The 12,417-nt window shown below is 61.9% G+C and carries 9 protein-coding genes; 6 read left to right on the plus strand and 3 right to left on the minus strand.

Going from position 1 to position 12,417, the window contains the following annotated elements:
- Positions 1-7: 7 nt before the first annotated feature.
- The 3 genes from ACTIGF_RS09025 to ACTIGF_RS09035 all read right to left on the minus strand — a co-directional run bounded on the left by ACTIGF_RS09025 (position 8) and on the right by ACTIGF_RS09035 (position 4,154).
- On the minus strand, positions 8-1,615 hold the full coding sequence (locus tag ACTIGF_RS09025) for a GMC family oxidoreductase (protein ID WP_439636545.1): 1,608 nt from the start codon (positions 1,613-1,615) through the stop codon (positions 8-10).
- Positions 1,612-2,868, minus strand: coding sequence for a serine hydrolase domain-containing protein (locus ACTIGF_RS09030; protein ID WP_439636546.1), 1,257 nt, complete (start codon positions 2,866-2,868; stop codon positions 1,612-1,614). Before ACTIGF_RS09030 ends, ACTIGF_RS09025 begins: the two co-directional genes overlap by 4 nt.
- A 137-nt stretch (positions 2,869-3,005) precedes the next feature.
- Positions 3,006-4,154, minus strand: a complete 1,149-nt coding sequence (locus tag ACTIGF_RS09035; protein WP_439636547.1) for a PQQ-dependent sugar dehydrogenase — start codon at positions 4,152-4,154, stop codon at positions 3,006-3,008.
- 99 nt (positions 4,155-4,253) lie between these two features.
- Between ACTIGF_RS09035 and ACTIGF_RS09040 the strand changes: the two genes are divergently transcribed.
- The 6 genes from ACTIGF_RS09040 to ACTIGF_RS09065 all read left to right on the plus strand — a co-directional run bounded on the left by ACTIGF_RS09040 (position 4,254) and on the right by ACTIGF_RS09065 (position 12,402).
- Positions 4,254-4,709, plus strand: coding sequence for a hypothetical protein (locus ACTIGF_RS09040; RefSeq protein ID WP_439636548.1), 456 nt, complete (start codon positions 4,254-4,256; stop codon positions 4,707-4,709).
- Positions 4,710-5,034: 325 nt separating this feature from the next.
- Positions 5,035-7,767, plus strand: coding sequence for a TonB-dependent receptor (locus tag ACTIGF_RS09045; RefSeq protein WP_439636549.1), 2,733 nt, complete (start codon positions 5,035-5,037; stop codon positions 7,765-7,767).
- 133 nt (positions 7,768-7,900) lie between these two features.
- Positions 7,901-8,362 (plus strand): hypothetical protein, encoded by a 462-nt coding sequence (locus ACTIGF_RS09050; RefSeq protein WP_439636550.1) that lies wholly within the window; start codon positions 7,901-7,903, stop codon positions 8,360-8,362.
- Positions 8,346-9,284 (plus strand): sterol desaturase family protein, encoded by a 939-nt coding sequence (locus ACTIGF_RS09055; protein WP_439636551.1) that lies wholly within the window; start codon positions 8,346-8,348, stop codon positions 9,282-9,284. The genes ACTIGF_RS09050 and ACTIGF_RS09055 overlap by 17 nt, the downstream gene beginning before the upstream one ends.
- 274 nt (positions 9,285-9,558) lie before the next feature.
- Positions 9,559-10,683 (plus strand): ferritin-like domain-containing protein, encoded by a 1,125-nt coding sequence (locus tag ACTIGF_RS09060; RefSeq protein WP_439636552.1) that lies wholly within the window; start codon positions 9,559-9,561, stop codon positions 10,681-10,683.
- Positions 10,684-10,824: 141 nt separating this feature from the next.
- Positions 10,825-12,402: a L,D-transpeptidase family protein gene (locus tag ACTIGF_RS09065; protein WP_439636553.1), complete on the plus strand. Its 1,578-nt coding sequence runs from the start codon at positions 10,825-10,827 to the stop codon at positions 12,400-12,402.
- Positions 12,403-12,417 lie beyond the last annotated feature (15 nt).

The raw sequence follows: 12,417 nt of genomic DNA on the forward strand, positions 1-12,417 counted from the left end.
CTGTCTCCTAGCTCGCACGGATCATATCGGCGGCGCGTGTGGCGATCATGATGGTGGGCGCATTGGTGTTGCCGCCGACTATACGCGGCATGACGGACGCATCCACTACGCGCAGATTTTTTACGCCGCGCACACGGCATTGCGGGTCTGTGACCGAGAGCGGGCCGCTCCCCATCGCGCAGGTGGACGTGGGATGATAGAGCGTTTCGGCGCGCTGGCGCACTTCATCGGTCAGTACAGAACGGCTGGCGCCAGGATCCGCAGGCAGATCCAGCTGATCAAATTCGCCGTCAAACGCGTCGCTGAGCAGAAGATCGCGAGCGATCTCCAGGCAGTCCGTCATCACTTCCACATCTTCTTCATGGTCGAGATAATTGGGATCAATGCGGATCGGCGCGCGCGGATCCGCGCTGTCCAGCCGCAATCGGCCGGTGCTTTGCGGATAGAGGTGGCAGGCGTGCAGGCTGATCCCGTGCCCGGTCAGGGTCTCGCGCCCGTGAGGGCTGGCCAGAGCGGGGATGAACACCAGCTGGATGTCGGGCAGATCCCGCGCCCGGCTGGACCGCACAAAGCCGCAACCCTGGACCGGATTGACGGTGAACTTGCCGGTGCCCGTCAGCGCCCATTGCAGGACGTCGCGGGCGGTGGCGGGCAATTTGCGCGCCGAATAGCCGATGGAGACGGCCGATTTCGTGCGCGCGCGGGCCAGAATGTCGAGATGGTCCTGAAGGTTCTCACCGACGCCGGGCGCATCGTGTTCGACGCTGATCCCGTGCTCCCGCAGATGGTCGGCCGGGCCGATGCCTGACAGCATCAGAAGATGGGGTGAGTTGATCGCCCCGCCCGACAGGATCACTTCGCGCTTGGCGGTGACGGACTTCATCTCTCCGTCGACCTCGATCAGCACGCCCCGGGCTTCACCGTCCTCGATCACGATGCGATGGGCCAGGGCGCCGGTGACGACGGTGAGATTGGGACGGTTCAGGGCCGGTTTGAGAAACGCGTCCGCCGCGGACCAGCGCTTGCCGCCTTTCTGGGTGACCTGATAGGGGCCGAAGCCCTCCTGACGGGCGCCGTTATGATCATGGTTCTCTGGGATCTGGCGCTGGCGGCAGGCTTCGAAATAGCGCTCGGTCAACGGGTTGAGCGGGCCGATCGTCTTCACGTTCAGCGGGCCGCCCTGACCGTGGAACGGTGCGCCGTGATTTTCATTGTTCTCGACAGATTTGAAAGCCTCCAGCGCCGCGTCGCCATTCCAGCCTTCAGCGCCGTACGTGCTTTCCCAATCGTCGTAATTCTCAAGCGCGCCGCGCATGTAATGCATGGCGTTGATCGAGGAGGAGCCGCCCAGCGCCTTGCCGCGCGGCCAGTAGAGCTTGCGGTCGTCGAGATTTTTCTGCGGCTCGGTCCAGTAGTCCCAGTTGATCGCCGGATTGGTGATGGCGAACTGCAGCAGCATGGGCGTCTTGATCACGGCCTTGTTGTCGGACCCGCCGGCCTCCAGCACACAGACCGTTACATCCCGATCCTGGCTGAGCCGGTCGGCCAGAACGCAGCCGGCCGAGCCGGCCCCGACGATGACATAATCAAACTCCATGTCCTCAGCGCGGCTCATTGGTCGCCCCCGTCCCGCGGCAGTCTTTGAACCTCCTGGTAAACGCCTCGCGGCGCGACGGTCTCGGCGATGGCGCGGAAGACGGCGGTCATCTCCACGCTGCGCTCGCCCCAGTCTGCGTCGCCAGCATTCTGGGCGATGACCAGATTTCGGTTCCGGTCTATCCAGATATACTGACCGAACACGCCGGCGGCGTAGAATTCGCGGTCATAGTTTTCCGGAATCCAGAAGTGCAGGCCATAGCCGCGATGGGCGTATCGGCTTGCGCCCGGTTCATGCGACGGCGTGGGCGGCGTGGACACCAGGTCCACCCAGCCTTCAGGCAGCAGGCGTTCGCCGTTCCAGACGCCGTCCTGCAGGTAGAGCTGGCCCAGACGGACATAATCCTCGCTGCTGGCCTGCAAACAGCAATAGCCGATGGCGACGCCTTCAGGGCCGGGCTTGTGCTGCAGCCAGGTGGCTCGATCGCGCATGCCCAGCGGTTCCCACAGCTCACGCTGCATGATCTCGGCGAGCCGGCCTTCATAGACGCCGCGCACGACCGCGGAGAGCACATGGGAGTTGGGGCTGATATAATGGAAATCCTCGCCCGGCTCGCGATCACGCTCGATCAGCGCGATCATGTCGTCGGGATTGCGGCGCATGATGAAGGCGTTGAAAAAGAGCGGCCGCACGTCAGACGGCGCATCCGCGCTGTATTCCTCGTTAAACGCCATGCCGGACGACATCATCAGCAGATGGCGCAGGCTGGTCGCGCCATAATCTGTCCCGGCGTATTGCGGCGCATACCGGTCCACCCGGTCATCGAGACTGTCGATCAGGCCCTCGTGCAGGGCCTTCCCGATCAGGGTCGCAACGAAGGACTTGCCGACGGACCATGAGGTGAAGCGAGACTGGGCGTCCGCCTCATAGGCGTAGGTCTGGGCGATCACTTCGCCGCGCGACAGCACGGTCAGACCTGTGACTTTGGCTTCGTCGAGGTATTCGCCAAGCGTTTTGGTTTCCCCCTGCCACTCATAGGTGATGTCGAGCGATTGAACATTGCGCGGGAAGGGTGCGGCGGCGTCGGCGTCGATCCCTGTGCTCGGCAGGAATTCGTCCATGCGCTGATAGGTCACCGGATACTGCTCCGGGTCGTCCAGCGACCGGATCTTCGCCGGCGCGTAAGCAGACCAGGGTCTATAATACCAGCCTGCGCCCACGAGCCCGAGCAAAACTAACGCGCCCAATACGGCTGTCAGGATACGCTTCATTCAATCTCTCCCCGAACATGTTCGCCCGATCTCGCCGCAATATGCGGGGCGGGCAAATCAGTTAGCCTTGAGTGAACACCTTTCAGAGAGTGAGCGCCAGTCAAAACCGGCTTCTCCTGTCTCGGATGAAAGCGCGCTCATTGCGCTGGCGTCAGCCGTAACACCTGTCCGTCAGGGGATTCGGCCAGCAACCAGATTGCGCCGTCCGGACCATTGAGCACCTGGCGAATGCGTTGTCGGCGTTCGGCGAGCAAGCGCTCCTCGCCCACCACGACCCCGTCTTCGAGATCCAGCCGGTGAAGCGCCTGTCCCGCCAGCGCAGAGACCAGAAGGTCGCCGCGCCAGTCTTCGAACAGATCGCCGTCATAAAGCGCAAGACCGCTGGGCGCGATCGAGGGCGTCCACACCCATTCAGGGGCGTCAAAGCCGTCATGATCAAAGAAGGGCGAGATGCGCGCGCCGTTATAATCGAGCCCCATGGTGGCGATCGGCCAGCCGGCGTTGGCGCCGGCGTTCAGCGCGTTCAGCTCGTCGCCGCCGCGCGGGCCATGTTCATGGGTCCAGATCGTTCCCGTCGCGGCGTCCAGCGCGATGCCTTGCATGTTCCGATGGCCATAGCTGTAGACATAGGCTGCGGCGCCGCCTTCATCGGCGAAGGGGTTGTCGCTGGGCGCGGAGCCGTCAGGGTTCAGCCTCAGAACGGCGCCGAGATGATTGCTGCGCACCTGCGCCTCTTCGCGATAGGCGAAGCCTTCTCCGGCGGTCATCAGCAAAGTGCCGTCCGGCAAAAAGGCCAGGCGTGCGCCGTAATGCGCGTTGGTGCTGCGCATGGGCTCAGCGCGGAAGATCGTCTCCCCCTCCACCAAGCGCTCCGCCTCGAAACGGGCGCGATAAAGCGCTGGCGTATTGGCGTCCGCCGTGCCTGAAGCATAGCTGAGATAGATAACGCCCGTGGTTTCAAAATCCGGGCTCAGCGCCAGGTCGAACAGGCCGGCCTGCCCTTCGGCGAAGACGTCATCCGGGCCGCCCGGAACGTCGCTGAGCACGCCATCGCGGAGGTGTTTGATCCCGCCATTGCGTTCGCTGATCAATGCAGACCCATCGGGCAGAAAGGCCATGTCCCAGGGGGTGAGCAGGCCGTCCGCAATCAGTTCGACCTGATAGCTGGCGGGGTCCAGGTCTGTGGCGGGCGGCGCCGCTTCAGGCGCCTGTGAGCAGGCGCTGACGACGCCCAGAACAAGCGCGAGACCGCTCGGTGCGATGACGGATTGGATCAGCCGGATCATGATGGTTCCCTCGCGCGTATGTTTGCGGCAGTCTCGCTTTTATCGCGAGCGCCAAGCACTATGAGCGCTATAATCGGTGCGCGCAAAGGGGGAATGGCCATGACGATACTCAGAGTTTTCGGCGCCTATCTGGCGGTGGTGCTGATCCTGGTGACGCTGGCGGTCATCGCGCAAAGCCTGTTCGTGCTGGCGGGACTGATGGCGGTCGGCGCCGAAATCGGTGCAGCGGACGCACTCTCCATGATCGTTGACGACCTGACCGGATTGGGGCCGCTCTATGCGATCTTCATCGCGCTGGGCTTGGCCGTCGCCCTGCCGATGGCGGCGTTGGCCGGGCGCCTGCTGCCCGTGCCGCGCGTATGGGTGTTCGGCGCGGCCGGGCTGGTGTGCATGCTGGTGATGCTGACCTTGATGAAAGAGGTGTTTTTCGGCGTGCAGGTTATTGCGGGCGCGCGCAGCATGGCGGGGTTGCTCACCCAGGCGGTCATGGGCGGCTTTGCGGGGGCGGTTTTCGTGCGTCTGACGGCGCCGCCTCGGTCCAAACCCTCAGCTTAAAAGACTGATTCCTAATTCGAACGGGGGCGGTAGGGTCCCAAGGCGCATGATGCGGCGATGACTGTTCGTCATGCTCAGGCGCATGACCTATTGTGCGCAGCATAAAATCATTATCTCAAAAAACACTATTTATCTCAGTTACATGGTGGAAATGCTGCACTGCACGCACAGGCTGTGTCTGTGACGTTTACGCAACGCTTGGGTCATCGTGAGAAGAAGTTTGCATGACAAAACTATCAAAGCCTGCATAAGCTAAGACCAAGTGCGGACAGCGATCCTAGACAAAATATCGCGACGCAAGACCAACTCAGGGGAGGAGACCTGTATGAACCGTTTGACCAAAGCAGCCGTTCTTGGGGCGACGGCGCTCGCAGCAGGCGTTGTCGCTGCGCCAGCGTTCGCTCAGCAACCGGATGTGATCACCGTCACCGCGCAAAAGCGCGAACAGACCTTGCAGGAAACACCGGTGTCCGTGGCCGTGGTCACCGATACCGCGATCCAGCAATCGCAAATTCGCGACGCGGCGGACCTGCAAACTCTCGTTCCGTCTTTGCGCGTGGCTGAGTTCGCCTCGTCCACCAACACCGAATTCAGCCTGCGCGGCATCGGCACCTCGAGCTTCAACCCGGGGCTTGAGCCCTCTGTGGGCGTGTTCGTCGACGGCGTTTACCGTCCGCGGGCGGGCGCGGCCATCAACGACCTTCTGTCGATTGAGCGCGTCGAAGTCATCCGCGGTCCGCAATCCACCCTGTTCGGCCGCAACACGCCGGCGGGCGTGGTGAGCTTCATCACCAAAGAGCCCGAGTTTGAACTGGGCGGCGATGCGGAAGTGACGTTCGGCGATTTCGGCCAGTTCGTCGCCAAAGCCACGGTCACCGGACCGATCATCGAGGATGTGCTGGCGTTTCGGGTTGATGCGACCACGCACACCAATACCGGCTATCTGGACAATGTGTCGCCTGTGGCGCAGCGCCAGGAACTCAACAATCGCGACCGCCAGTCCTATCGCGGTCAGCTGATGTGGTATCCGACCGACGCGACCGAAGTGCGCATCATCGCCGATCTGGGCGTGATTGATGAAAACTGCTGCGCGGCGCCGTTTGGTTATTACGACCCGATCGACCAGGGCGCGATCGTCGCGCTCGGCGGCACGGCCCTGCCTGCAGACCCGTTTGACGGCCAGATGGCGGTCGACGGCAATGTGAACACCCAGCTCGATACGGCGGGCCTGTCCGCCCAGATCGATCATGAGTTTGACGGCTTCACCTTCACCTCGATCACCGCGTATCGCACCTATGACGAATCCCAGAACATCGATGCGGATTTCTCCGATATCGACCTGCTGGGCGCGCGTAATATCGACAACGAATACAACAGCTTCACCCAGGAGGTGCGCTTTACCTCCAATGGCGGCGAATTCATCGACTGGATGTTCGGCGGCTTCTATTACAAGAACGAACTCGAGTTCAATCAGCGCCTTGTCTACGGCGCGGACACCAAGGCGTTCTTTGATCTGGCGTCGGCAGATCAAGTGGCCGATCTGGCTGCGGCCTTCGGCCTGCCGGCTGGTACGGGCGGCGTGACGCTGACCGAATTCCTGGTGGGCGCGAACAACCAGCTGGGCGTGAACGGCGTGCCGTTGCTGCCAACCGGCGGTTATCTGCAGGAAGGTGATGCGCTCGAACAGGAAAACTACCAGTACGACACCACGTCCTGGTCGGCTTTCGGTCAGTTTGACATCAACTTCACCGATCGTCTGACCCTGACGATTGGCGGGCGCTACACCGAAGAAGACAAGGAGATGGAGACGCGGATCAATATCAATGATCCGATCTCGGCTCTGAGCTTTACCGATCTGGGCGCGAATCTGCGCCTGCCTGAGGCGTCGCTCTGCCCGTCTTTCCCGGACGGCAATTCGTGCCCGTTCCTGCTGACCACGGTTCTGGCGCAGCAGGCGGCTGGCGACCCGACGCTCGCAGCTCAGCTCGAGGGCGCGCTTCAGGCCTCCGGCATTCCGGGCGCAACGCTCTCCAATCCGTTCGTGGTGTATGACCCGACCGTGGCGGCGTTCCTGGCCAATACGCCCTTCAACCTGCTCAACGGGTTTTCGGCGTTCCAGAACTTCAGCCCGGTCAACGCCAGCCAGTATCCGAGCTCGCGGTCAGACGACAATTTCTCTTACAACGCCATCCTCAGCTATGATGTGACCGATACGTTCAACATCTATGCGAGCTATTCCACCGGCTTCAAACCGGGCGGGTTCAATCTGTCCTATGAAGCGGCGGAAACCGGCATTTTCGAGTTCGAGGATGAAACCGCCTCGTCCTGGGAGCTGGGCGCAAAAGGTTCGCTGCTGGACGGCGCGCTCGTTTATGCCGTGACCTACTTCAATCAGGAGATCGAGGACTTCCAGTCCGAGGCCTTCGTGGGTACAGGCTTTGCGCTCGACAATGCCGGCTCCATCGAAGTCAGCGGCATCGAGTTCGATTTCAGCTATGCGCCTACCGACCGGTTGTTCTTCACCCTGGGCGGCACCTATCTGCTGGACGACAAGTTTGGCGAATATCCCTTCGCGCCTTGCCCGGACAGCTCGCCGCTGTTCGGTCCGGTCTGGGATCCTGCCGATCCGACCTTCTCCAATTGTAATGCGCCGCGGACCAATGATCGTGGCGAGACCGGCACCTTCAACGATCTGTCCGGCGTCGAGCGCGGCAATCCCGAGCTGGTGGCGTCCTTCACCGGCACCTACACCCATCCGGTCAATGACCGTCTGGACCTGATCCTGCGCGGCGAAGCCCAGCACACCTCGGACTTCAATCTGGTGGCGAGCCTGGATCCGCGCGCGATCGCCAATCAGGACGCCTACACGCTGTACAACGCGTCTGTGACGCTGTCGGCGGCGGATGAAAGCTGGGCGCTGCAGTTCTGGGGCCGCAACATTGGCGATGAGAACTACGCCAAGGGCGGTTTCCCGTCTGTGGGTTATCTGGGATCGAGCTTCAACATCTATCCCGGCGACCCGCGCACCTATGGCGTGACCCTGCGGGCCCGCTTCTAAACGAGGCGCGCATAGATGACAGGATGGACGGCGCCGGAGCATTCCGGCGCCGTTTTTCTTTGTGCGACAGCCCTTGTTTTATCCCTTGCTTTTTTGAGGTGAACGGCGTTCAATTTTTGGCATGAATGAAAGCATGACAGATGTTCTGGCGTTGATCGGAGCGGCGTTCGGCATCGGCCTGATAATCTTGCTGAACATGGCCCTGGGCTGGACACGCTTGCGTCTGAACACGGAAGGTGAGGCGCAACGCTTTCTCAAGCGCGACGTCATGGGATTCAAAGTCGGGACTGAACAGATTCTGACCCCGGACCGTTGCGGATATCTGTGTCTCGAGGCCGATGGCGGACGCATCGGTCTGGTGCTTGCGCGCGGTGACAATGCGGTCGTGCGCGCGCTGCGTCCTGGGGATGTGCGCTCGGCGCAGGTGAACGGGACGACCCTGACGCTGGCGCTTTTTGATTACACCTTGCCGCGTGCGGTGCTGGAGCTGGGCCGGGACGGTCAGGCGACAGACTGGGCGGACCGTCTGCAAGACTTTGTGCGTGCGCCGGGCGGCGCACCCGGAAATGAGGCGCGTTATGCCAAGTCTGCCTGATCCGATCCTGTGGGCCATTCCCGGCTTCATCCTGCTGGTCATCGCCGAGATGATTTATGGCCGGATGACAGGCAAGACCCGGTTTGAGCCGCGCGACACGGCCGGCAGTCTGATCATGGGGCTGGGCAATACGGTGTCCGGCGTCCTGCTGGGCGGGATCGTGGTGGCCTGGTTTGTCTTCGTCGAACAGTTTGCGCTCTTTGACATCAGTTGGGCCTGGTACTGGTTCGTCATCGCCTTCGTGCTGGATGATTTCGTCTATTACTGGAGCCATCGCTGGGCGCATACCGTGCGCTGGTGGTGGGCGGACCATGTGGTTCACCATTCCAGCCAGCACTACAATCTATCGACCGCTCTGCGTCAGCCCTGGCTGAACCCGCTGACCCTGAAGTTCATCTTTCTGGGCAGCTGGCTGGTTCTGATCGGGTTCCCGCCGGCCATGATCGCCTTCGTCGCGGCGTTCAACCTGATCTATCAATTCTGGATCCATACGGAAGCGATCAAGCGCTTGCCCGGGCCTGTGGAATGGCTGATGAACACGCCGAGCCATCACCGGGTCCACCATGCCACCAATCCGCGCTATCTGGACCGGAATTACGGAGGGGTCTTCATCATCTGGGATCGGATGTTCGGCACGTTCGAGCCTGAAACCGACGAAGAAGAGATCCGCTATGGCATCGTTCGAAATCTGGGCACCCACAACCCGTTGACGATCTGCCTGCATGAATGGTGGGGGATTTTAAAGGATGTCCGCTCAGCCCGCTCGCCGCGGGAGGTGCTGGGCTATTGGCTCGGCCCGCCGGGCTGGTCGCCGGACGGCAGCCGGGACACCTCCGCCATGCTGAAGGCCCGCTGGCTGGAAGAGCAAGGCGACGGCGCGGCGTCGCGGTCTGACAAGCATCCGCCCATCGCCGCTGAATAGGCGTGCAGTGCAGCATGTAAGAATAGTGATATTGATCAACGCACAGCGTGAATTGCGTGAAAGAACTATGTTGCCCTGCGGCGAAATTAATTCCTTTTTTCATTGAAAATGCCGGGTCTTGCGCTGGACAGGGATGGGTCAGTTGATCCAATGTTGAGAAGTGAACGCCGTTCATTGCTTGCCTAAGACAAGCAGGCGGCGTGGAGCTGGCGCGTCCGGCTCATCGCTGATCCGCGGGCGCGCAGACTCCTCTCGCAGCAGGCAGGAGGACCTGATGACGGCTTTGCGTGACCTTTATCCCATGCCCGGTATCGACCCGCACTGGCATGTGCCGAACGAATTTGAGTCCGTGTTCGACTGGCGCTTCGACGAAGGCCGCACCACGCTCATGCACCTGTACCAGAAGGGCAAGGACATGCAGTGGGATGCGGTGGACCGCATCGACTGGGAGCTGGATCTGGACCCTGAGAACCCGATGGAGATGCCCGACGAGGCGGTCTCCATTTATGGCTCGGATGTCTGGAACAAGATGAACAAGTCCGAACGGATCGAGCTGCGTCGTCACACCCAAGCCTGGAATATCTCGCAGTTTCTCCAAGGTGAGCAGGGCGCGCTTCTCGCCGCCTCCAAGATTGTGCAGGCGGTGCCCGATCTTGACGCCAAATTCTACGCCGCCACCCAAGTGATGGACGAGGCGCGCCACGTTGAGGCGTATCGCAAGCTGCTGGGCAAGTTCGGCGTCGCCTATCCCATGACCGATCCCTTGCAAAGGCTGGTCAATGACGCGCTGTCAGATTCGCGCTGGGATGTGACCTATCTCGCCATGCAGGTGGTGATTGAAGGGTTGGCGCTCGCCGCTTTCGGCACCATCCGGGATCTGGCGCAGAACCCGCTGGCGCGGATGGTCAACGCCTATGTGATGGAGGATGAGGCGCGGCATGTGGCCTTCGGCCGGTTATCGCTGCGCGATTACTATCCTCAGCTGACCCAGAAGGAACGCGATGAGCGCGAGGAGTTCCTGGTTGAAGCCTGTTATCTGATGCGGGATCGCATGACACAGTCCAAGGAAATCTATGAGGTCCTGGGTCTGCCCGAAAAAGAGTGCCAGGAATTCACCGAGAACTCCGAAATCGTCAAACTCTACCGCACCATGTTGTTCCAGCGCATCGTCCCGATCGTCAAGGATATCGGCCTGTGGGGACCGAAAATCCAGCGCGCCTACGAAGATATGGGCGTGCTGCATTTCGCAGAACTCGACCCGCAGGCGCTTCAGGATGAAGACGAGCGCATCGCCCGGGAAATCGACGGGGACCGCACGGGGCAGGTGGACGCCGCCAAGGCGCGCCGCGACTATATCCATGCGGTGGCTGCCGAAGGCGCGGCCGGGGCTGCAGAGTAACCTCACAGCTCAGCTATGAGCTTGCCTCACTCGTCGCCTTGGCGTTCGCGCGCTGGGGCGGCGATTTTTTTTGACGCTTGCTTGCTGGAGTGAGTCGTTAACGCCTGTTAAGACTGAGGCGTCTGAGGGGGCGCACAAGACATGGTCTGGCGAAATTGGATAGCAGGTCTGGCGCTGCTGGCGTGTCTGTGCGCCAGCCAGGCGCAGGCGGCCGGCCGCAACTGGACGGCGCGCTGGACCGATGCGGAAGTGGATGCGCTGGGATATGCGTTGTCTGAGGCCTGGACGCATGGACTTGACCCGTCCGCCTATGCTGACCCTGACGCCTTGCGTGCTCTGCCCTATGGCGAAACCCGAGATGAGCGCGCCCGCGCCGTGTGGTTCGCCCTCGCTGAAGACCTGGCCTTTGGCGTGGTTGATCCGCGCGCGCTTGATCCCGACTGGACCGCGCCCATCCGTGATGTGGACTTGCTGACGGTTTATGCGGAGGCGCGCGAGGGGGCGGGGATTTATGAAAGCCTTGAAGCGCTCGCGCCGTCTCATCCCGATTATCAGGCCTTGCGGGCTGAACTGGTGCGCCGCATGGCCTTGCAGGACGCGCCAATACGCGTGCCCCCTGGCGAGGGAGCGCTAAGCCTGGGAGATGCGGGACCGCGGGTTGACGCCTTGCGCGCCCGCTTGCGGCAATTGGGGCTGTTGTCGGGCGAGGCCGCGCCGGGCGCGCCGTTTGACGCACGGCTTGAAAGCGCGGTGATCCGGTTTCAGACCCGCCACAATCTGGCGGCGGATGGCGAGGCCGGGGCGTCCACCCTGGCGGAGCTGAACGCCGGAGACGCCCGCCGCATCAACCAGATCCGGGTCAATCTGGAGCGATGGCGCTGGCTGCCCTCTGAGCTGGGCGCGCGCCATATCCGGGTGAACATCGCCGATTACGGACTTGAGGCGTGGGAAAATGGCGCGGTTGTGCGCACCCATGAGGTGATGATCGGGCGGCGCTATTCGCGCACGCCGATTTTCTCTGAAGACATGTCAATCATCGAGATCAATCCGTATTGGCTGACGCCGAGCAGCCTGGGCTCGCGCTGGCTGCGTAGTTTCCGCACCAATCCTGGCTATGCCCTGTCACAGGGGTATCGCCTGGTGGATCTTGATACCGGCGCGCGGGTCAATCCCTATGAGGCGGACTGGGCGAACCGGCGCTACCGGGTCATTCAGGTGCCAGGACCGAACAACGCCATGGGCCGGGTCAAGTTCCTGTTCCCGAATGTGCATAATGTCTACATCCACGACACGCCGCACCGCGAATTGTTCGCCAACGCCCAGCGTGATGATTCCTCTGGCTGCGTGCGGGTTCAGAACCCCGAAGACCTTGCGATCTGGATTCTGGCGGGCGAGGGGTGGAGCGCTCAAGAGGTGGTCGAGGCCTTTGACTCAGGCCAGACGCGGCGGATCCGGCTTCGCAATGTCGTTCCGGTTCATATCCTTTATTTTACGGCTGTGTCTGACGAGCTGGGGCGGATCCGCTTCATTCATGACGTGTATGATCGTGATGCGGCCCTGGTTGCGGCCTTGTCGGACCCGCCGCTGTATATCCCGCCCGAGCAGCGGCAGGCCGAGGCTGACGAGGACGCCGAGGGCGAGCGGGAGAGCGAGCTGGAGGCCGGGCCGGGGATCGAGCCGGAAAACGAGGCTGAGGCAGGGACCGTCCCTTCGCCCTGACAGGCGGAGCCGTTC

This window comes from Oceanicaulis sp. (assembly GCF_051859625.1).
GTDB lineage: Bacteria > Pseudomonadota > Alphaproteobacteria > Caulobacterales > Maricaulaceae > Oceanicaulis.